General features: G+C 63.2%; 20 protein-coding genes. 4 read left to right on the plus strand and 16 right to left on the minus strand.

Annotated features, from left to right (window positions below):
• Positions 1–442 precede the first annotated feature (442 nt).
• The 6 genes from C8N35_RS07590 to C8N35_RS07615 form a co-directional block, all read right to left on the minus strand.
• Entirely contained in the window at positions 443–1,477 is a 1,035-nt protein-coding gene (locus C8N35_RS07590; RefSeq protein WP_281261769.1) for a dipeptide ABC transporter ATP-binding protein, read from the minus strand.
• On the minus strand, positions 1,474–2,457 hold the full coding sequence (locus C8N35_RS07595) for an ABC transporter ATP-binding protein (RefSeq protein WP_107988906.1): 984 nt from the start codon (positions 2,455–2,457) through the stop codon (positions 1,474–1,476). Before C8N35_RS07595 ends, C8N35_RS07590 begins: the two co-directional genes overlap by 4 nt.
• A gap of 2 nt (positions 2,458–2,459) precedes the next feature.
• Entirely contained in the window at positions 2,460–3,371 is a 912-nt protein-coding gene (locus C8N35_RS07600; protein ID WP_107988907.1) for an ABC transporter permease subunit, read from the minus strand.
• A 3-nt stretch (positions 3,372–3,374) separates the two neighbouring features.
• Positions 3,375–4,385 carry an ABC transporter permease subunit gene (locus C8N35_RS07605; protein ID WP_107988908.1) on the minus strand — a complete coding sequence of 337 codons (1,011 nt, stop codon included), beginning with the start codon at positions 4,383–4,385 and terminating at the stop codon, positions 3,375–3,377.
• Positions 4,386–4,488: 103 nt separating this feature from the next.
• Positions 4,489–6,078 carry an ABC transporter substrate-binding protein gene (locus C8N35_RS07610; RefSeq protein WP_210203454.1) on the minus strand — a complete coding sequence of 530 codons (1,590 nt, stop codon included), beginning with the start codon at positions 6,076–6,078 and terminating at the stop codon, positions 4,489–4,491.
• A 255-nt stretch (positions 6,079–6,333) separates the two neighbouring features.
• Positions 6,334–6,885, minus strand: coding sequence for a DUF924 family protein (locus C8N35_RS07615; RefSeq protein WP_245926691.1), 552 nt, complete (start codon positions 6,883–6,885; stop codon positions 6,334–6,336).
• Between the two features lie 79 nt (positions 6,886–6,964).
• On the opposite strand from C8N35_RS07615, the gene C8N35_RS24180 reads away from it, so the two are divergent.
• Positions 6,965–7,282 carry a sulfurtransferase TusA family protein gene (locus C8N35_RS24180; RefSeq protein WP_107988910.1) on the plus strand — a complete coding sequence of 106 codons (318 nt, stop codon included), beginning with the start codon at positions 6,965–6,967 and terminating at the stop codon, positions 7,280–7,282.
• 53 nt (positions 7,283–7,335) lie between these two features.
• Here C8N35_RS24180 and C8N35_RS07625 read toward each other — a convergent pair whose 3' ends face one another.
• Complete coding sequence (locus C8N35_RS07625) at positions 7,336–7,641, minus strand: 4a-hydroxytetrahydrobiopterin dehydratase (protein WP_107988911.1); 306 nt, start codon at positions 7,639–7,641, stop codon at positions 7,336–7,338.
• A gap of 155 nt (positions 7,642–7,796) precedes the next feature.
• On the opposite strand from C8N35_RS07625, the gene C8N35_RS07630 reads away from it, so the two are divergent.
• Entirely contained in the window at positions 7,797–8,249 is a 453-nt protein-coding gene (locus C8N35_RS07630) for a host attachment family protein (protein WP_107988912.1), read from the plus strand.
• Between the two features lie 100 nt (positions 8,250–8,349).
• On the opposite strand, the gene C8N35_RS07635 is transcribed toward C8N35_RS07630, so the two are convergent.
• Both C8N35_RS07635 and C8N35_RS07640 read right to left on the minus strand, forming a co-directional pair.
• Entirely contained in the window at positions 8,350–9,522 is a 1,173-nt protein-coding gene (locus tag C8N35_RS07635; RefSeq protein WP_107988913.1) for an NAD(P)/FAD-dependent oxidoreductase, read from the minus strand.
• Between the two features lie 49 nt (positions 9,523–9,571).
• Positions 9,572–10,441, minus strand: a complete 870-nt coding sequence (locus C8N35_RS07640) for a phosphatase PAP2 family protein (protein ID WP_107988914.1) — start codon at positions 10,439–10,441, stop codon at positions 9,572–9,574.
• A gap of 131 nt (positions 10,442–10,572) precedes the next feature.
• Between C8N35_RS07640 and C8N35_RS07645 the strand changes: the two genes are divergently transcribed.
• A complete protein-coding gene (locus C8N35_RS07645) occupies positions 10,573–11,169 on the plus strand; it encodes a 2-hydroxychromene-2-carboxylate isomerase (protein ID WP_107988915.1) in 597 nt (198 codons plus the stop codon).
• A 206-nt stretch (positions 11,170–11,375) separates the two neighbouring features.
• On the opposite strand, the gene C8N35_RS07650 is transcribed toward C8N35_RS07645, so the two are convergent.
• The 7 genes from C8N35_RS07650 to C8N35_RS07680 all read right to left on the minus strand — a co-directional run bounded on the left by C8N35_RS07650 (position 11,376) and on the right by C8N35_RS07680 (position 17,291).
• Positions 11,376–12,134 carry a DUF1223 domain-containing protein gene (locus C8N35_RS07650; RefSeq protein WP_107989161.1) on the minus strand — a complete coding sequence of 253 codons (759 nt, stop codon included), beginning with the start codon at positions 12,132–12,134 and terminating at the stop codon, positions 11,376–11,378.
• A 213-nt stretch (positions 12,135–12,347) separates the two neighbouring features.
• Positions 12,348–13,013: a DsbE family thiol:disulfide interchange protein gene (locus C8N35_RS07655; protein ID WP_107988916.1), complete on the minus strand. Its 666-nt coding sequence runs from the start codon at positions 13,011–13,013 to the stop codon at positions 12,348–12,350.
• A complete protein-coding gene (gene ccmD, locus C8N35_RS07660) occupies positions 13,010–13,228 on the minus strand; it encodes a heme exporter protein CcmD (RefSeq protein WP_107988917.1) in 219 nt (72 codons plus the stop codon). Before ccmD ends, C8N35_RS07655 begins: the two co-directional genes overlap by 4 nt.
• Positions 13,228–14,034 (minus strand): heme ABC transporter permease, encoded by an 807-nt coding sequence (locus tag C8N35_RS07665; protein WP_107988918.1) that lies wholly within the window; start codon positions 14,032–14,034, stop codon positions 13,228–13,230. Before C8N35_RS07665 ends, ccmD begins: the two co-directional genes overlap by 1 nt.
• Positions 14,035–14,103: 69 nt before the next feature.
• Positions 14,104–14,772 carry a heme exporter protein CcmB gene (gene ccmB / locus C8N35_RS07670; RefSeq protein WP_107988919.1) on the minus strand — a complete coding sequence of 223 codons (669 nt, stop codon included), beginning with the start codon at positions 14,770–14,772 and terminating at the stop codon, positions 14,104–14,106.
• On the minus strand, positions 14,769–15,383 hold the full coding sequence (gene ccmA / locus C8N35_RS07675; RefSeq protein WP_107989162.1) for a heme ABC exporter ATP-binding protein CcmA: 615 nt from the start codon (positions 15,381–15,383) through the stop codon (positions 14,769–14,771). Before ccmA ends, ccmB begins: the two co-directional genes overlap by 4 nt.
• 228 nt (positions 15,384–15,611) lie before the next feature.
• Positions 15,612–17,291, minus strand: coding sequence for a methyl-accepting chemotaxis protein (locus C8N35_RS07680; RefSeq protein WP_210203405.1), 1,680 nt, complete (start codon positions 17,289–17,291; stop codon positions 15,612–15,614).
• A gap of 898 nt (positions 17,292–18,189) precedes the next feature.
• Here C8N35_RS07680 and acnA point away from each other — a divergent pair.
• Entirely contained in the window at positions 18,190–20,862 is a 2,673-nt protein-coding gene (gene acnA, locus C8N35_RS07685) for an aconitate hydratase AcnA (protein WP_107988920.1), read from the plus strand.
• Positions 20,863–20,915: the final 53 nt, after the last annotated feature.

A 20,915-nucleotide genomic window follows, 5' to 3' on the forward strand; every position in this document is an offset into this window, starting at 1 on the left:
CCCATACGGTACAGGGGGGGCAGCATGACCTCACGTTTCCCATTGGCACAGACATGTATTTCGTAATTTTTACTTCGTAAAATTACGGATATATGTATTGTGAAGTGGGAATACGAAAGGGAGAAACTGATAACGAGAGAAAATCATCAGTTGTACTAAAATCTGCTACGCGAAATCATTTAACGAATTATTTCGCGCGCGGATACTCAGCGGCACGGACCTGCCGGCGGAATCGTGTCGTAGAGGGGGAGGGGGCTGCCCGCGAGGGGGGCGGGTCGGCGTTTTGCGTTGGCAGGCGCGGAACGGTCAGGAAAAGGCGAGGGCCGGACGCATGCACAAATGCGATGCGAGAGAGGTCTCGCATCGCATTTGCACAACGGTCAAATTCGAACCATCTTCAATGGAAATTCAACGAAAAAATTAAAATGATTCAAAACGGCCTTCAGGCGGCCGATTCCGTCTCGGCTTCCCATGGCCGATGACACCAGCTGGTGGTGCCGCAAACCCGCTGAACGGGCGGGACGAGGCGCTTGCAGATGTCGGCCGCCATGGGGCAGCGCGGGTGGAAGGTGCAGCCCGGCGGTGGAGCGATGGGCGAGGGAAGTTCGCCCGTCAGCACGATGCGCTCACGCTTTCCTTCCGGATCGGCGACCGGCGTCGCCGACAGCAGCGCCTTGGTGTAGGGGTGCTGCGGGCTTGCGAAGATCGCGTCGCGCGAGCCCTGCTCCACCGGGTGGCCGAGATACATCACCATGACCTCGTCGGCGATGTAACGCACCACCGAAAGGTCATGGGAAATGAAGAGATAGGCAAGGTTGTAGCGCTTCTGAATGTCGCGCAGCAGGTTCAGCACCTGCGCCTGGATGGAGACGTCGAGCGCCGAGGTCGGCTCGTCGAGGACCAGGATCGAGGGGTCCAGCATCAGCGCGCGGGCGATGGCGATGCGCTGGCGCTGGCCACCGGAGAACATGTGCGGATAGCGGTCGTAGTGTTCGGGCCTGAGGCCGACCTCGGCCATCATCGCCCGTGCCTTTGCCTCGCGCTGCTTCTTCGACAGATTGGTGTTGACCAGCAGCGGCTCCTCCAGAGCGGCGCCGATCTTCTGACGCGGATTGAGCGAGCCGTAAGGGTTCTGGAAGACGATCTGGACCTTTGAGCGCAATGCTGCGAGCTGGGAGCGTGAGGCGTTGACGACGTCGGTCTTGCCGATCCGCAGCGATCCGCCCGATGCCGGCTCGATCATCGTGACGACGCGCGCCAGAGTGGACTTGCCGCAACCGGATTCGCCCACTACCGCCAGCGTCTGGCCGCGTTGCAGCGTGAAACTCGCACCGTCGACGGCCTTCAGGATGCGCGGCTTGCCGAAGGCGCCTTGCGGGATCTCGTAGTGACGCTTGATATCGTCGGCGACCAGGACGGTCTCGCCGGCCTTCCGGTCCGCCTTCGCTTGTGAATTCATGTCGGTCTCAACCATCATGCGGCCTCGTTCTGCGGCTTGCCGGCGACGAGCGGCGTGTGGCACAGGGCGCATCCCAGCTCCTTGCCCGCCTGGGTCGGCTGCTCCTTGTGGCAGCGATCGAAGACAAAGGAGCAACGCGGCGAGAAGAGGCAGCCGGCGGGGCGATCGAACTGACCCGGTACGACGCCGGGAATGGAGGGCAGCTGATCGCCTGTGGCGCGCTCGGGCAGGGCTGCCAGAAGCGCGGCCGTATAGGGGTGGTGCGGATCGCGGAACAGGCCCTTGACGTCCTGCTGCTCGACCTGCTGACCGGCATATTGCACAATGACCCGGTCGGCTGTTTCCGCCACCACGCCCATGTCGTGGGTAATCAGCACCAGCCCCATGTCGTTCTCCTCCTTGATCTTGATGAGGAGTTCGAGGATCTGGGCCTGGATGGTGACGTCAAGAGCGGTGGTCGGCTCGTCGGCGATCAGCAGCTTGGGATCGCAGGCGATCGCCATGGCGATCATCACACGCTGGTTCATGCCGCCGGAAAGCTGGTGCGGGAAGGCGGTGACGCGCCGCTCCGGTGCCGGAATGCCGACGAGGCGGAGAAGCTCGATCGCCCGGTTCTTGCGCTCGGCACGGGAGAGATCGGTGTGCTTCTTCAGCGTTTCGATGATCTGGTAGCCGACCGTGAAGCACGGATTGAGGCTCGTTGTCGGCTCCTGGAAGATCATCGAGATGTCCTTGCCGATGATCTTGCGCTTCTCCTTCGGCCGCATCGAGAGCATGTCGCGGCCCTGAAAGGTGAGCCGGTCGGCGGTCACCTTCGCGGTCCAGGGCAGCAGCCCCATCACCGCCAGCATGGACACGGACTTGCCGGAACCGGACTCGCCGACGATGGCGACGACCTCGCCCGGATCGACTGTGAGCGAGACGTTGTCGACGGCGCGGAAGCCGCCGTTCAGCGTCTCGAACTCGACGGAGAGATTTGTGAATTCGAGGAGGGACATGGTCACGACCTCTTCAGCTTGGGATCGAGCGCGTCGCGCAGGCCGTCGCCGAACAGGTTGATGGCGAGCACGGTGAAGAGGATGGCGAGACCGGGGAAGGTCACCACCCACCAGGCGCGCAGAATGAATTCGCGGGCCTCGGCGAGCATCGTCCCCCATTCGGGAGTGGGCGGCTGGGCGCCGACGCCGAGGAAGCCCAGCGCCGCGGCATCGAGGATCGCGGTGGAAAACGAAAGGGCCGCCTGGACGATCAGTGGTGCCATGCAGTTCGGCAGCACGGTCACCAGCATCAGGCGCATGCCCTTCACGCCCGCAACGCGCGCCGCCGTGACGTAGTCGCGCGACATCTCGCTCATGACGGCCGCGCGGGTGAGGCGGACGTAATGAGGCTGCTGCACGATCGCGATGGCGATCATCGCGTTGGTGAGCGAAGGGCCGAGAATGGCGACCAGCACCAACGCCAGCAACAGGCTGGGGAAGGACAGGATGATGTCCATGACGCGCATGATGATGGTGTCGACCCATCCGCGCATGGCGCCGGCGAGCAGGCCGAGACAGATGCCGACGACGAGCGCGATGGAGACCACCACGCAGCCGATGAACAACGAGTAGCGCGAGCCGTAGATCAGGCGCGAAAGGATGTCACGGCCGACCGCGTCGGTGCCAAGCAGGAAGCGCGCGTCGCCGCCGCTCGTCCAGGCTGGCGGCACCAGCAACGCATCGCGGTACTGATCGGTGGCCGTATGCGGCGCGATCACGTTCGCGAAGAGCGCGATGAGGATGATGGCGACAAAGAAGAACAGTCCCGCAACCGCGCCGCGGTTGGTGGCGAAATACTGCCAGAACTCCTTGAGAAGCGCGAGGCGGCCCGTGGCGCGCGTCGGCCCGGAGGAGGCGAGAGTCGTTTCCGACATGGCTTACCTCGTGTGGCGAATCTTGGGGTTGATCAGACCGTAGGTCACATCGACCAGCAGGTTGACCAACATGACGATGATCGCGATCAGCAGGAGGCCGCCTTGCACGGCGGGATAGTCGCGACGGAAGATCGAATCGATCATCCATTTGCCAATGCCCGGCCAGGAAAAGATCGTCTCGGTCAGGATGGCACCGGCGAACAGCACGCCGATCTGCAGGCCGATCGTGGTGATCACGGGGATGAGCGCGTTTCTGAGCGCGTGCAGGCCGATGACGCGGAAGGGCGCCAGGCCCTTGGCCCGCGCGGTGCGCACATAGTCTTCGTCGAGCACCTCCAGCATGGCGGAGCGCGTTTGGCGCGCGATTACCGCCAGCGGAATGGTGCCGAGCACGATTGTCGGCAGGATCAGATGGCTGACGGCTGATTCAAACGCCCCGGCCTGGCCCGAAAGCAGGCTGTCGATCAGCATGAAGCCGGTCACGGAGGGGAAATAGTAGAGCAGCGATATCCGGCCGGAGACGGGTGTCCAGCCGAGAATGCCGGAGAACAGGATGATCAGCAGCAGGCCCCACCAGAAGATCGGCATCGAATAGCCGACGAGCGCCGTGGTCATCACCGCGTGGTCGGGGGTCTTGCCGCGATAGAGCGCCGCGATGACGCCGGCGGGAAGCCCGACGACGACCGCGAAGAAGATGGCGCACAGCGACAGTTCCATCGTCGCGGGGAACAGCGTGAAGAACTCGCTGATCACCGGCCTGCGCGTGGAGATCGACGTGCCAAGGTCGCCATGCAGGATCCCGACGAGATAGTCGAGGTATTGGCGCCACAGCGGCTGGTCGAAGCCGAATTGGTGCATGAGGTCGGCGTAGCGGTCTCCGGTGATGCCGCGCTCGCCGGCGAGCAGCAGGACCGGATCACCGGGCAGGAGCCGAATGAACAGGAAGGAAATGATGGTCACGCCGATGAACGTCGGGATCAGCAGACCGATCTTGTTGAGGATCAGACGAAGCATGAGGTACCGATAAACCTGTGGGTCGCCACCGCTGCCTTTCAGGCACGGGAAATCCCGGCCGCATGCACGGCCGGGATCAATGTGTCAATTCCGTCGGAATTGCCTACTTGAGGTCGACGTCGTCGAAGCGGTGGTAGCCCAGCGGGTCCTGCACGAAGCCGGTCACGTTCTTGGCAACGGGCATGAACACCGTCGAGTGAGCAATGGTCGCCCACGGCGCCTGCTCCTTGAAGACGACCTGCGCCTCTTCATAGAGCTTGGTGCGCTCCGCCTTGTCGGAAGTGATCTTGGCCTTGTAGATCAGATCGTCGAAGGGCTTGTAGCACCACTGTGAACGGTTGGAACCCCCAACACCGTCGCACCCCAGCAGAACCGCCAGGAAGTTGTCCGGGTCGCCGTTGTCGCCGGTCCAGCCCAGCAGAGCCGCACCATCGCGCTTAACGTCGGAGGACCGCTTCAGGTATTCGCCCCATTCATAGGACACGATCTCGACCTTGACGCCGACCTTGGCGAAATCGGACTGGATCATTTCGGCCATGCGCCGGGCGTTCGGGTTGTAGGGACGCTGCACCGGCATCGCCCAGACCTTCATGGAAAGATCCTTGACGCCGGCTTCTTCCAACATCTTCTTGGCCGCTTCCGGATCGTACGGGTCGTCCTTCACCGCGTCATTGTAGGACCACATGGTGGGCGGGATCGGGTTCTTGGCGACCTGGCCGGCGCCCTGGAAGACGGCGTCGATGATGGCCTTCTTGTTCATGGCCATGTTCAGCGCCTTGCGGACCTTCGGATTGTCGAAGGGCGCCTGCTGCGTGTTGTAGGCCATATAGCCGACGTTCAGGCCGGCCTTTTCCATCAGGTTGATCTTGTCATCCGACTTCATGGCCTTGATGTCGGCCGGGTTCGGATACGGCATGATCTGGCATTCGCCGGCCTTCAGCTTCTCGTAGCGCACGGACGCATCGGGCGTGATGGCGAAGACGAGATTGTCGAGCTTTTCCTTGCCCTTCCAGTAGTCCGGGTTCGCCTTGTAGCGGATGACCGCATCCTTCTGGTAGGCGACGAACTGGAACGGGCCGGTGCCCAGCGGTTGCTGGTTCAAAAGCTCCGGATGGCCGTCGGCCACGAGCTTGTCGGCATATTCCTTCGAGATGATCGAGGCGAAATCCATCGCCAGGTTGGCGATCATCGGCGCTTCGGGACGGGTCAGGACGAACTTGACCGTGTAGTCGTCGACCTTCTCGATATTCTTGATCAGGTCCGGCATGGACATGCCGTTGAAATATTCCCACGAGCCGTTCGAATAATCGAACCACGGGCCCTTCTTGGCGGCCTGGCGCTCGAAGGAGAAAATGACGTCGTCGGCGTTGAAATCGCGCGTCGGGGTGAAGAAGTCAGTCGTCTGGAACTTCACGCCCTTGCGCAGATGGAAGGTGTAAACGGTACCGTCGTCGGAGATGTCCCAGCTCTCCGCGAGGCCCGGCTCGGTCTCGGTCGAGCCGTGCTTGAATTCCACAAGCCGGTTGTAGACCGCGCGCCCGGAGGCATCGAACGTGGTGCCCGCAGTGTAGAGCGCCGGGTCGAAGCCTTCAGGGCTGCCCTCGGAGCAATAGACCAGGGTCTTGGCAACGGCCGGTGCGGCCAGAAGCATCGCGACGGAGGCGATGGCCCCGAACCGCATCGTCTTCTTCATAAACATGATTGTTCCTCTCTACTGAATATACCGGAAAAATATTCCGTCACTCGAAGGTCTAGAGCGCGGGAATTCTGCGGTATTCAGGCCGGCGATTGCACTCTGTTTCCGCGGAAAAAACAAGTCGGAATGCCTGGAAAATGACGACCTTTTGACGCAATCAGATATCGCGTAGCGTCAACCTGTGGGTAAACCTTACCTAAGGTACCACGGTGAAGCTATAGGAAGACGCCCCGTATGGATATACATAGCCTATTATGACGAAAAGCCACCTGTGTCGAGATAGCTCTGCTCTTCGGGGGAGGTGGTCCGGCCGAGAGCCCGGTTCCTATGCGGGAAACGTCCGAAGCGCCGGATGACGTCCAGGTGAATCAGAGCGTAAAGATAGGTTTGCTCGTTTCCGTGCTGGCGGAAGAGGTCGACGCTTGTTTGCTGGGCCGCGATCTCCTCTGCGTGCTCGAAGGGCAGGAAGAAGAAGGTTCGGGCCTCGCTCGGGAAGGCGCGATGGAAGCCGCGGGCGATGCAGGATCGTGCGATTTCCAGCGCCTTCGCGTCGTTTGCGAAGGCATGTGCGTCCTCGCGGTGTAGATTGCGCGAAAACTGGTCGAGAACGATGATGAGGGCGAGTGCCCCGTGCGGGGTCTCGCTCCAGCCGTCGAAGCCGCCCTGGGCCGCTATGGCGTGCATCTCGTGAAAGCGCTCATGAATCTCGGCGTCGAATTCGGCATCCCGGGTGAACCATTTTGTCGCACCCGCTTTCCACCAGAAATCGAGAATGTCGAACGGATCGGCAGGGGTCGTCGTCACGGGCTCCTCCTTGAACGGCCTTTGTCGATGGTTCGGTTTTAGCCTTTTCGCGCCGCGTCGGACATGCTTTTGTCGCCGCATGAGCACGCAAGACCGCCTTCCCGAGACCAATGCCGATGCCGACGCGGTTCCGCATGACGCGACCGCCGGCGATGTGCCGACAGAGCTGGACCTGCGCGGTCTGAACTGCCCGATGCCTGTTCTGCGCACCGCCAAGGCGTTGCGCCCGCTTATATTCGGTGCTCGCATCTCGGTGCTTGCGAGCGATCCGCTGGCGCGCATCGACATACCGCATTTCTGTCGGGAACACGGCCATGTGCTGGAAGAATGCGATACGACGGGCGAAGCCCTGCGCTTCGTCATCCGCAAGGGAATGGGCCCGGAAACGGGCTCATAAATGAGACCGGAACGAATTCCAGCCGCCGGGCGGCGTGCTCCGCGCGCCACGCCCTAAACGGTGGCGGCGATCGCCTCCATCGCCTCGGCGAGTGCGATGTCCTTGTGGGTCACGCCGCCCGCCTCGTGGGTGGAAAGCGTTACGTCGACCTTGTTGTAGACGTTGAACCATTCGGGATGATGGTCGGCCTTTTCCGCCACAAGCGCCACGCGGGCCATGAAGCCGAAGCTCTCGGAGAAGTCCGCGAAGCGAAAGCTCTTGGTGATGGCGTCGCGCTCCCCGCTCGCTGACCAGCCGTCGAGCCGGGTGAGCGCGGCGTCGCGTTCCTGCGGGCTCAGCAGTCCGTTTTCAGAAGGCATGGATCTTTCCTCCACTTTGCCGAGTTGGTGCCGGGCATACCGGGTAGAACCGGAAATGTAGGGCGCGGCTGTATCTTTCCAGCAGGTGTCCTCGTAAACTTTCCTAAGGGCAGGACCGGATCCTGCCCGCAGAACTTGTCCCAGGGAGCGACTTGATGGGTGGTATCCGAATAGCTCACAACGCATGGGTTCTCGTGGGAGACGGCGAGAAAGCGCTGTTCTTGCGAAACGAGGGAGAACCGTTTGCGCCGAACCTGAAGGTGATTCAGGTTCTCGAACACGAGAACCCACCGAACCGGGAGCAGGCGACCGATGCGCCCGGCCGTCAGACGGACGCGCTCGGTCCCCACTCCAGTTCGATGGAGTACACCGACTGGCACATCATCGAAAAAGAGCGCTTCGCGAAGACCCTCGCCGAGGCGCTCTACAAGGCGGTTCAGGCGAAGAAATATCGCGATCTCGTTCTGGTCGCCCCGCCGCCGACGCTCGGCGCGCTGCGCAAGGTGCTGCACGGCGACGTCGTCGCCTGCATTTCGGCCGAGATCGACAAGACGCTGACCGGCCACAGTGTCGACCAGATCGAGAAGAATCTGTCGGAAAAGGCGTGATATCGTGCGGGGTGGGCCGTCGCGGACCCACCCCTGCCGCTCGGGTCGTCTGGTGCGGTTGTGTCCGGGGTGGCGTCCCCCTTCAGATCACGACTTTTTCTCAGATCACGACCTTTTCAAACACAGGTCGTCCTTGCGCAACGCGCTGATAGCCGAAGATCGAGAGATTGAGGTGCTCAAAGCGTCCCAGCGCGATCAGTTCGGCGACCGCGCGGCCGACACCGGGTGCCTGCTGCAGACCGTGACCCGAAAAGCCATTGGCGTATATCAGGTTCGAGATTTCCGTATCCGGCCCGACGATCGCGTTCTGGTCGAGCGTGTTGTAGTCGTAGTGTCCGGCCCAGGCCGGACCGGGACGGATCTCCTCGAAGGCCGGTACGCGATGGGCGAGCGCCGGCCAGATGATTTCCTCGAAAAGAGGCCAGTCGGGGTCGAAGTCGTTGTCGTCGGCACGCGTGTCGGCGCCTTCGGCCGGTGACACGCCGCAGATGAAGGTCGCCCCCTCAGGACGGACGTAGACGCCGGACGTATCCACCATCAACGGCAGACCCGGCACCTCGGACTTGCAGCGGAAGGTGAAGACGGATCGTTTGCGCGGCTCCACGGGCAACGGACGACCGGCCAGCGCCGCGAGGTCTCCGGCGGCAGGGCCGGCCGCATTGACGAGAAGGCCGCAGGCGATCGTCTCGCCCGAGGCAAGCCCGGCATGGGAGATGCGATCGCGATCGCAAACAAGGCTGGTGACCGTATCGGTGATGATCTCGACGCCATCCTCCCGGCAGGCGGTTTTCAGCAGCGCCAGCAGCAGGTGAGCGTCGAACCAGCCCTCGCCCGATCTGCCCCATGCTCCGGCGGCGATGCCGTCGAGATTGAGCCAGGGAAACCGTTTCAGGAGATCGTGCGGTGCATCAAGGGCGATGTCTGCACCTTCGGCCGTCTGAACGGCATGGTTTTCCGACAGGATATGCCGGCCGTCATCTCCGGCGAGCACCAGATAACCGCCTTCGGAGAAGCCGATATCGGCATCCGCGCCGAAACGATTCTTCAAGGTTCGGAAGAAGTCGCGGCCGAACAGAGACAGGCGGACATTTTCCGGGGTCGAGAATTGCTGGCGGATGGAGGCGGCGGAGAGCGTCGTAGCGGCGCGGGTATAGGCGGGATCCTTCTCGACGACGGTGACGGTGCCGTCGAATTTCAGATCGCGCTTGAGGAAATGGGCAATAGACAGGCCGACGGCGGCGCCGCCGACGATACAAACGTCGCGTACGAGCACGGGATGAACCTCCGGAAAGAGCTGTGCATATTCTTGTTCGTCTTGTTTTTCAGGTGTGATTGCGCCACGCGCGCCATTCCTGGCGCAGGCGGAAGAGGAAATCGTCGAGGCTGTCCTTCAGCCAGTAGCCCAGGCGCGTGAAGCCGCTCTCTAGCGCGGTATCCGTGAGCCATGCCGGGGTGCGCTGATAGAAAAGCCGGTAGAACAGGGCGATCAACAGCCCGTTCAGGCACCAGGCAAGGAGGGTGTCGGACAGGAAATGGCCGCCGAAGGCAACGCGGTTGAGCGACACCATGGCGCCGATCGCGACGGCGACAAAGGCTGCGGGCCGGCGCCAGGTGAGCGGCAGCGCCAGCGCGAACGCCACCAGCCATGCGCCGGACGATCCTTCGCCTGAAACGAACGAGCAGTTCGACTGGCAATAGTCCGTAAACCGCCAGACCGGCACATAGGGCAGGTCGCCGCCAAAAAGCTCCACGTTGCGCGGCCGCGGCCGGCCGGACGTCGCCTTCAGGATGCCATTGGCCATAAGGCCCGGGCCGAGCGCCAGCGTGATCAGCAGGAAGAGCGGTCCACGCAGGGGCACGAGGGGCGGGCGTTCCGGCAGCACGAGCTTGAGAAAAATGACAAGACCGGAACCAAGCGCGATCACCCAGACGAGCAGGGGCCCAAGGCCACGCAAACGCCGCAGAAAGGCGTCTTGCTCGGCGGGGAACCCGCCGAGGTCGGCATGATGGTAGAGACCGGAAACCCACAGATCGACGCCGGGAAAGAGAAGGAAGAAGGCGGAGACGAGTGCGCTCGCCCACAAAAGCCCGGGCAGCGGATGACGCCAGCCGGCGCGCAGCGCGTGGCGCGCGCCCCGGTAAAGCATGCCGGCAAGGGTCCATAGTCGGCTTTTCGGCGGGGTCTCGGCCATGTTTGTCCTGGCGCTCTTGAGGAGGAATCGCCCTCAGTCAATCCATCTTCGAAGCCGGACGCAAGAGGCTGACTCTGGACCGGGCCGGCGGAGGATGGAATAGTCCGTGCGACATCGATGGGAGATCCCCTATGGCACTGGCCTTCTGGTACGAATTCGCCTCCACCTACAGCTATCTCACCGCCATGCGCATTGAGGCGGAAAGCCGCTCGCGCGGTATCGATGTCGACTGGCGGCCGTTTCTGCTGGGGCCGATCTTCAAGCGGCAGGGCTGGAATTCCTCGCCCTTCGAAGTCTATCCCTTGAAGGGAATCTACATGTGGCGCGACATGGAGCGCCAGTGCGATCTCTACGGCCTGCCACTGTTGCGCCCCGACATTTTTCCGCAAAACAGTCTTCTGGCGGCGCGGCTTGCGTTTTCGGGACGCGAGGAGGGATGGGCGCCGGCGTTCACGCGCGCTGTCTATCAGGCGGAATTCGGTGAGGGGCGCGATATCTCGCGGCCCGAATTGCTGGCCGGTATTCTGATGGAACTCGGCCTTGATGCCGATACGCTTCTGGCAAGGGCCGGGAGCGAGGACGTGAAGGCGGCATTGAAAGCGCAGGGTGCGGAGGCAGATCGGCTGGGCCTCTTCGGCTCCCCAAGTTTCGTGACCTCCGACGGCGAACTCTTCTGGGGCAACGACCGGCTGGAGCAGGCCTTCGAATGGGAAGCGCGGCTGGGGTAGCGAAGGAGCCGGTCATTCCCGCCTGACCGCCGGTGCGGCTTTACCTGTGCGGTGTCCCCGCGCCGCGTTCCGGATCGTTTCATGGCTCGACGGAAGCGGATGGATGACGAGCCGCAAGCGTCTGGCACCCGTCTCCCCCCTTGAGGGGGAGGGAGGATGTTGCCAGACCACAGCGCCAATCCGCTTCCGTCAAGCCGTGAAACGTTCTAGCGCGCGGTCACCTTGTCGAGATCGTGGCCGAGATAGGTGGCACCGACGATGGGGCCGGGACGCCCCTCCTTGTCTTCTCCCTGGACCAGCACGGCACAGCCCTGGGAGCCGGCCTTGGCCAGTTCGCCGCGCGGCATCTCATAGGATGCCGCCTTGCCCTTCCACATGCCGATCGCCTGCATGCGGCGCACGACGTTGTGATAGGTGATCGTGTGGCCGTGGTTTTCGCCGCGCTTGATGCGGACTTCGCGGGCCCGGTCGAACAGCACGATCCAGACGGTCGCCATCATGCCGGGCGTCTTGCCGGGCCCGACCGAGATCGTCAACGCCTCGTCGCTCATGTGCGCGGTGACGTCGACCGGCAGTCCTGCGGAATTCTCGATCGCGATGGAAATTGCGCGCTTGTCGGACCCGACCGCGTGGCGGCGGCCGTTTATGACGGCCTGCGGGGTGTAGACAGCGCGGTCGCCGCGCATATCGGCATAGGCGCGCTGGCGCGCGCTGTTGTCGGGGCTGGCAAGCGTGTCTTTCCAACCGAGATAGTCCCAGTAGTTGACGGGCAGGGAGAGCACGACAAGATCGCGATCCTGGGCGAGCTTGCCAAAGAGCTCGTCAGCCGGCGGACAGGATGAGCACCCCTGGCTGGTGAACAGTTCCAGGACAGCCTTGGGATTGGCCGCCGCAGGCCCGGCAAGCAGAAGGCCAAATGTCAGTACGCCGAGCGCGGGCAAGCCCCTGGCGCTCCAAGCGCGCATGTTCGCGCTCAACGGATTGGTCCATCCCGGCATCCTTTGTCCCGTTCCTGAGATGTCGCCGCCAGCAGGTGGGGGCGGGCATCGTGGTCGCGATCACGCAAAACGCGATCGGTAATGCGCGGCGACCTTAGTCGCGGCCCCGTTCAATGGGAAGTCACGTTGGGGTGACACCCGGGCGACACGGGAAGGGCGGCGCAATCTGTTGCGCGACGCTCATTTTTCCGCAAGGGCGGCTTCGATCTTGGGAACGAGCACGTCGCGCAACGATTTGGGCGACAGGGGGCCGATGAACTTGTAGCGGATGCGGCCGGTGCGATCGACGACGAAGGTCTCAGGCACGCCATAGACGCCCCAGTCGATCGCGGCGCGTCCCTTATCGTCCACACCGACGGCATCGTACGGATTGCCGAGCGCGCCGAGAAAACGCAGGGCGTTTTCCGCCTTGTCCTTGTAGTTGATGCCGACAAGTCGGATGTCCGGCCGCTCCGCCAGCGTTTCCAGAACCGGATGTTCCTCGCGGCATGGAACGCACCAGGACGCGAAGATGCTGACGATCGTCACCTTGTTCGCGAGGTCGGGGCCCACGCCGTTGCCGTCGATGAGGTCCGCGGTCGAAAAGCCCGGAACCTGCTTGCCATTGGCGGTGAGCCCTTTGAGCGGCGCCAGTTCGAACTCAGGCGCGGGCCGGTTGATCAGCGCTGACGGGATCTCGTTCGGTGCGCGTCCGATGGTCAACTGGATGAGAAACAGGGCGGCGAGGCCGGCGAAAATCAGCAACGGCAGCAGAACGAGTACGGGAAAGCGGCGGCGCGGCGTCTCCGGCGCGGCTCCCTTCCCGGCAGCTGCGTTCTTGTCGTTGCTCGACGGGGTGTCGGTCATGCTTTCGAGCCTGTGGGGGCGCCTGTCGGAGTGCCTTTTCGGGGGGGCTGGGCGGCGGAACGGCGACGCAGGCCGCGCGCCTCCAGTTCGGCCAGCACGGATTTCTGGCGGGCGTAGTCGTAGCGGATCCAGGCGATCAGCGTCGCGATGACCACGAGCGAGACCGCGTAGGAGGCGATGATGAAGCCGGCATGGTTGCCGAGATCGGGCAGCATCAGGAATGCGCCTCCGCGGGCTTGGTATCGGAATGGGCGGGGCCGGGCCGTGCGCCGGTGGTTGCGGTTGCCACGCCGGCGGCGCCCGAGGCTTCCCTCTGGCGCATGGTGCGGATGCGCCGGCGCAGGATCTCGCTGCGCATCGTCATGAAATGCAGGGTCATGAACAGAAACGTGAAGGCCAGCGCCATGACCAGCAGCGGCACCAGCATGGACGGCGGCATGGAGGGGCCATCCATGCGCATGATCGAGGCCGGCTGGTGCAGGGTGTTCCACCAGTCGACTGAAAACTTGATGATCGGGACGTTGAGATAGCCGACCAGCGTGAGGACCGCGACCGCCTTGCCGGCCCGGATCGGGTCCTCGATCGTGCGCCACAGGGCGATGATGCCGAGATACATGATGAACAGCACCAGCACCGAAGTGAGCCGGGCATCCCACACCCACCATGTGCCCCACATCGGCTTGCCCCACAGCGAACCGGTGACCAGGCACAGGAACGTGAAGGCAGCACCAATGGGCGCCGCCGCCTTTGCCGAGACGTCGGAGAGCGGATGCTTCCACACGAGTGTGCCGAGCGAGGCAAGCGCCATCACGGTGTAGGCGAACATCGCCAGCCACGCGAAGGGCACGTGGATGTACATGATCCGGACCGTCGCGCCCTGCTGGTAGTCCTCGGGCGAGGCGTAGAGCGAGAGATAGAGCCCCGCCACCATCGTGACGACGGTCGCGCCGACGAGCCACGGCAGAAGCCGGTCGGTCAGACGCAGGAAACGGGTCGGGTTAGCCAGATCGATGAGTGCCATGGAATTGTTCTAATCCCGCAACGTTGCGGCATCAATGCGGCGATGTGCGAAACAGCGCCATGAGGTTGATCAATCCGACGAGAATCTGAGCGCTGCGGCGGCCGCAAACGGGCCGACGACAGCGGAGATCAGCGTCAGCGCGCACAGGATCGCGAAAGGGGTGGCAAAGGGCAAGGAATAGTCGAGCGCGGCGTTCGCGGCGCTGACGCCGAAGATCAGGACGGGGATCGTAAGTGGTAGCACGAGGATGGCGAGCAGCAGCCCGCCGCGACGCAACGACACAGTGAGGGCGGCGCCGATGCCGCCGATGAGCGTAAGCGCCGGGGTGCCGGCCACAAGCGTGGCCGTGAGCGCCGCCGTGGCGAGCGGATCCATGTTGAGAAACAGCGAAAATACCGGAGCCGAAATCACCAGAGGCAGGCCGCTGGCCGCCCAGTGGGCAAGGCATTTGGTGAGGACGACCAGTTCCAGCGGCGTATCGCCCATCAGCAGCAGATCGAGCGAGCCGTCATCGCGGTCGGCCTGGAAGAGCCGGTCGAGACCCAGCAGCGATGCGAGCAGGGCGCCAATCCACAGGATCGCCGGACCGATGCGCGACAGGAGATTCAGGTCGGGTCCGATGCCGAAGGGCACCACCACGATCACGCACAGAAAGAACAGGACGCCCATCCAGGCGCCGCCGCCGACGCGGATCGCGAGCCGCATCTCGCGGACGAAGAGGGAGCCGAGCGTGCTCATGCGGCGGCCTCCGCGGCTTCGAAGCGCAGATGGCGCGCGGGAGAGACGGGCAGGTCCTGATGGGTGGCGGCGACGATCAGCCCGCCCTTTGCAAGATGCGCGTGCATGAGCTCGAGGAGCTTCGCTTCCGATGCCGCATCGAGCGCCGAGGTTGGTTCATCGAGCAGCCAGACCGGACGCCAGGAAACGAGAAGGCGCGCCAGCGCGAGGCGGCGGCGCTGGCCGGCCGACAGATAACCGGCAGGCAGGTGCGTGATGAATTCGAGGCCAACCTCTTCAAGCGCATCATCCACACTCGCTGCCGGTTTGCCGTTGTAGCTGCGCCAGAAGGCGAGGTTCTCGGCCACGGTGAGCGGCGGCTTGAGCGCATCGGCATGGCCGAAATAGTGGCATTGGCTGGCGAGGCTGAGTTCGACCTCGCCACCTTCCAGCGTCAGCGTACCGGAGGTGGCGGGTACGAGCCCGGCCAGAACGCGCAGAAGGCTCGATTTGCCGACGCCGTTCGGGCCGGTGACGATCAGCGCTTCGCCGGCGGACACATCGAAGATGAGATGGTCGAAGACACGGCGGCCGCCGCGTTCGCAGGCGAGATCTTCCGCGATCAGCTTCAAGAGAAAAGCCCCCAATCCCGTTCGGTCGCGCCGGCACTTAGGCCGGTTTCGTGCTCGCAATCAAGGCAGAATGACGATCGGGAGCGTCGCGGGCGATCGAGCGGACTGGCGGCTGGCGATGGCCGGCAAGCCGAAATCGGTCTCTCGACAAACGCGGCGGAGGCCGCACGGTGGTTGGCGCGACGCGATTGCGCGGGGCGTGGGGGCGCCGACGTCTCGCGTCGGACGTCAGGCGGCGCGGATCGTGCCGAGGAAGCGGTCGAGCTCCGTCTTCAGGTTTTCTGCCTGTTGCGACAGCTCGTCGGAAGCGGAGAGCACGTCGTTGGCTGTATCGCTGGAGCCCTGCGCGACATGGGTGACCGTCTCGATCGCGGAGGAGACGTCCGATGTGCCGGTCGATGCCTGCTGGACGTTGCGGGCGATTTCCTGCGTTGCGGCGGATTGTTCCTCCACGGCGCCGGAGATGGCGGTGGAGATTTCGCTGATCTGACGGATGGTTTCCGTGATGGCGTTGATGGCGGTCGCGGAGTCCGCGGTGGACCCCTGGATCTCGTTCACCTGGGCGGCGATTTCTTCCGTGGCCTTGGCGGTCTGGTCGGCGAGTTGCTTGACCTCCGCTGCCACGACGGCGAAGCCCTTTCCGGCCTCGCCTGCCCGCGCTGCCTCGATCGTCGCATTGAGCGCCAGCAGATTGGTCTGGGCGGCGATACCGCTGATAAGCTCGATGATGTCGCCGATCCTCTGGGCCGCATTCGACAACCCATGCACCTTCGATGCGGCGGTGTCGGCATCGACGACGGCCCTGCTGGAGATCCGGCTGGAATCGCTGACCTGTGTGGCGATTTCCTGCACGGAGGCGGTGAGTTCCTCGGTGGCGGCGGCAACCGTCTGCACGTTGCTGGAGGCCTGCTGAGAGGCGGTGGCGACCGCGCTCGACTGGCTGAAGGTCTTGTTCGCGTTTTCCGACATGGTTCTGGCGGAACTCTTCATCTGTGAGGCGGCGGCCGAAAGGGTCTGCACGATCCCGCCGACAGCCATCTCGAAATCGTCGGCCAGCTTGTGCAGCATCTGTTTCTGCTCGGCTTCCGCGCGCGCTTTCTGCGCCTCGTTTTCGGCCGCCATCCGGGCGTTTTCCAAAGATTGCGCGCGGAAGAAACCGGCGGCCTTGGCAAGCGCGCCAACCTCGTCGGCCCGTTCCGCTCCGGCGATTTCCATGTCCGTGTGGCCTTCGGCCAGGCCCTTGAGCAGATGGACAACGCCGGTAATGGGCCTGGCAATGCCGAACCGGGCGACCCAGCCGCCGAAGCCGACGCCGAAGAGAATTGCGAAGATGGCCGTGGCCACGAGGGTGTTCGCCGCCGTCTGTGCTTCCGTGGTCGCCGCTTGGCGTTCGGCGTTCATCGTCTTTGCGGTATACGTGCTGTAGACCTTGACGGTATTCGTCACGTCTCCCTGACCTTGAAGCGCCGCGTCGAGGGCGGACGAGATCGCGGCCGTATCGCCGGGCGATCGCTCGACGACATCGATCATCGCGCCGATCTTGGCGAAATAGGCCCTCAGCGACGCTTCGATCGTTTCGAGCTGGCCGATTTGTTCCGCATCGGCGGCGGCGCGCAATTTTGGCAGCCGACCGAGCATCTCCTCGGCCCGCCGCTTGTTCTCGTCACGGAATTCCTGCGGCGACTTCACCGACTGTGCGAGCTGGTACGTCATTCGACTGATCGCGATGATGTCGATGCGCAGGTCCATGGCCTCGCGCGCTGCACGCTCGGTGGCGCCGACCTCGTCGAATGTGCGCGTCAGCTCGTTCAGGTTGGAGTAGGAAACCCAGGCGATTCCGGCGGCGGAAAGGCCCATGACGGCGACAACCGCAAGAACTTTACGGACGATCGAGACGTTCTTTAACAACGCAACAGACTCCAGGAATAGGGTCTTCCCCTCCAATTTTGAATATCTTTATGTCGAGCAAATCTTAAAGAACCGTATTTTCAGTCGCCCTCACACGAATTATTCGAAGTATATTGAAGAAAATGACAGCCCATACCGACGAATTAGCGATCGGATAAAAGCAATTTTTATTCCCTAATTGCTAAATTATTAAGAATATAATCCGTAGTAGTCTCGGTCTTGGCATAATTTTAGATCACAAATCCACCCAGACAAGAACGATATTATACATAAACAGATGTAAAAAGTGATGGTCCGCTTGCACTAACTGTGTGGTGTGAACAGATGTAATCTGTGTTGAACAGCTACGCTCCTTCACTGTCATAATAATAATTGGAACAGCGTGGTGCGGCCAGATCCTTTCTATTGTCTGCGATGAGGCGACGGATCCCACCAGTTCCTGACCGGGGGCGGAATTCACGCCCTTAGCAATTGGGGGATGACTTTTGTATACCATTGTATATAAAACGCGCGAGCGAGCTCGAAGCCGGGGTGTCGAAACGGCGGCAAATGTGGCCACCGTCCGCGTTAGCGCACTGGTGCCGCACCGCAAGATTCGCTATGACGAGCGCGGTCATGACCGGTTTTGCGCGAAGAGGGCGGCGGTCGGGGACGAACGAGGTTCCGTCCGGGCTCGCCGGACCGTAGCGACCCCGATCCCGTCAGATCGCAAGGGATCAGATCGGATCGGGATCAACGGATCGGGTTCGACGCGACGTCTCGATCTCCGCGGTCCTTGCCGCCGGATCGACGCTCGAATGCCTGCCTGACGCCGGCCTGGCACGAACCGGGCCGCCAACAGGGCGTGCCGCCGTCGGCGAATGGCGGGGCGCCCTTGAATGAAAGGGGATCGCCAGCCGTGACAAAATCGCTCGACACCTTCAAATGTCGCAAGACGCTTTCCGTCGGCGACAAGACCTACACCTACTTCTCGCTGCCCGATGCGGAGGCCAACGGCCTCGAGGGGATCTCCAAGCTGCCGTTCTCGCTGAAGGTGCTCCTGGAGAACCTGCTGCGCTTCGAAGACGGGCGTACGGTGACCGCCGACGACATCCGCGCGATCGCCGGCTGGCTTGGGACACGCAAGTCCTCGCACGAGATCGCCTACCGCCCGGCGCGCGTGCTGATGCAGGACTTCACCGGCGTTCCCGCCGTCGTCGATCTGGCGGCGATGCGCGATGCGGCGACCAAGCTCGGTGGCGACCCGAAGAAGGTCAACCCGCTGGTGCCCGTCGATCTCGTCATCGACCACTCGGTGATGGTTGACTATTTCGGCACCACCGCCGCCTTCACGCAGAACGTTGAGCGCGAATACGAGCGCAACGGCGAGCGCTACGAGTTCCTGCGCTGGGGCCAGTCGGCCTTCGACAACTTCCGCGCCGTGCCGCCGGGAACCGGCATCTGCCATCAGGTGAACCTCGAATACCTCGCCCAGACGGTCTGGACCAAGGACGAGGACGGCGAGACCATCGCCTATCCCGATACGCTGGTGGGCACCGACAGCCACACGACCATGGTCAACGGCCTCGCCGTTCTCGGCTGGGGCGTGGGTGGTATCGAGGCGGAGGCCGCGATGCTCGGCCAGCCGATCTCCATGCTGATCCCGGAGGTCATCGGCTTCCGTCTCGACGGCGAGCTTTCCGAAGGCGTGACCGCCACCGACCTGGTGCTGACCGTCGTGGAAATGCTGCGCAAGAAGGGCGTTGTCGGCAAGTTCGTGGAATTCTACGGCCCCGGCCTCGACAACCTGTCGCTGGAAGACGCGGCGACGATTGCCAACATGGCCCCGGAATATGGCGCCACCTGCGGCTTCTTCCCTGTCGACGGCGATACGCTGGAATATCTGACTTCCACGGGCCGCGCCAACGACCGCGTCGCGCTGGTGGAAGCCTATGCGCGGGCGCAGGGAATGTTCCGCGACACCCATTCCGAGCCGGTCTTCACCGACACGCTGCAGCTCGATCTCTCCTCCGTCGTTCCCTCCATCGCCGGCCCGAAGCGCCCGCAGGACCGCGTCGCCCTCGACGTAGCGCCCGAAGGCTTCGCCAAGGTCATGGAAGAGGAATTCAAGAAGGCGGACGAGCTCGGCAAGCGCTTTGCCGTTCCCGGCCGCAACCACGATATCGGCCACGGCGACGTGGTGATCGCCGCGATCACCTCGTGCACCAACACCTCCAACCCGTCCGTGCTGATCGGTGCAGGCCTCGTGGCCCGCAACGCGCTCGCCAAGGGCCTGAAGGTGAAGCCGTGGGTGAAGACCTCGCTTGCGCCCGGTTCCCAGGTCGTGACCGAGTATCTCAAGAAGGCCGACCTGCAGAAGGATCTCGACGCGCTCGGCTTCGATCTCGTCGGCTATGGCTGCACCACCTGCATCGGCAATTCCGGCCCGCTGCCGGAGGAAATCTCCCAGTCGATCAACGACAACGACCTCGTGGCCTGCTCGGTGCTGTCGGGCAACCGCAACTTCGAGGGCCGCGTCAATCCGGACGTGCGCGCCAACTATCTGGCATCGCCCCCGCTGGTCGTCGCCTACGCCATCGCCGGTTCGCTGAACGTCAATCTCGCCAGGGATCCGCTGGGCGAAGACCAGGACGGCAAGCCGGTGTTCCTCAAGGACATCTGGCCGACGAGCAAGGAAATCGCCGATCTCATCCGCACCTCGATCACCGAGGAGATGTTCCGCGAGCGCTACGGCGACGTCTTCAAGGGCGACGAGCACTGGCAGGGCATCAAGGTCGAGGGCGGCCTCACCTACGACTGGCCGGCGACCTCGACCTACGTGCAGAACCCGCCGTATTTCGAGGGCATGACCATGGAGCCGAAGCCGCTCGAGGATGTCGAGAACGCGGCGGTGCTGGGCCTGTTCCTGGATTCCATCACCACCGACCACATCTCGCCGGCCGGCTCCATCAAGGCCGAAAGCCCGGCGGGCCAGTACCTGATCGACCATCAGGTGCGCCCGGTGGACTTCAACTCCTACGGCTCGCGGCGCGGCAACCACGAGGTGATGATGCGCGGCACGTTCGCCAACATCCGCATCAAGAACCAGATGGTTCCGGGCGTCGAGGGCGGCGTCACGATGAAGGACGGCGAGAGCAAGTGGATCTACGACGCGGCGATGGAATACCGCGACGCAGGCCAGCCGCTCGTCATCTTCGCCGGCAAGGAATACGGCACCGGTTCCTCGCGCGACTGGGCGGCCAAGGGCACGCGCCTTCTGGGCGTGCGTGCGGTCATCGCGCAGTCCTTCGAGCGCATCCACCGCTCCAACCTCGTCGGCATGGGCGTGCTGCCGCTCACCTTCAAGGACGGCGAGAGCTGGCAGTCGCACGGCATCACCGGCAAGGAAAAGGTCTCCATCAAGGGCGTGGCGGACCTGAAGCCGCGCCAGATGATGCCGGTCGAGGTCGAGTACGAGGACGGCGCAAAGAAGACCATTGAGGTGCTGTGCCGGATCGATACGGTCGACGAACTCGACTACATCAAGGCCGGCGGGATCCTGCACTACGTGCTCAGGAACCTGGTGGCGTGAGTATTAGTTGGAAGTAGCTCTACAGTAAGGGCTAGGATTGAGGGGTGGGGCCT

Source organism: Breoghania corrubedonensis (assembly GCF_003053845.1).
GTDB classification, from domain to species: domain Bacteria; phylum Pseudomonadota; class Alphaproteobacteria; order Rhizobiales; family Stappiaceae; genus Breoghania; species Breoghania corrubedonensis.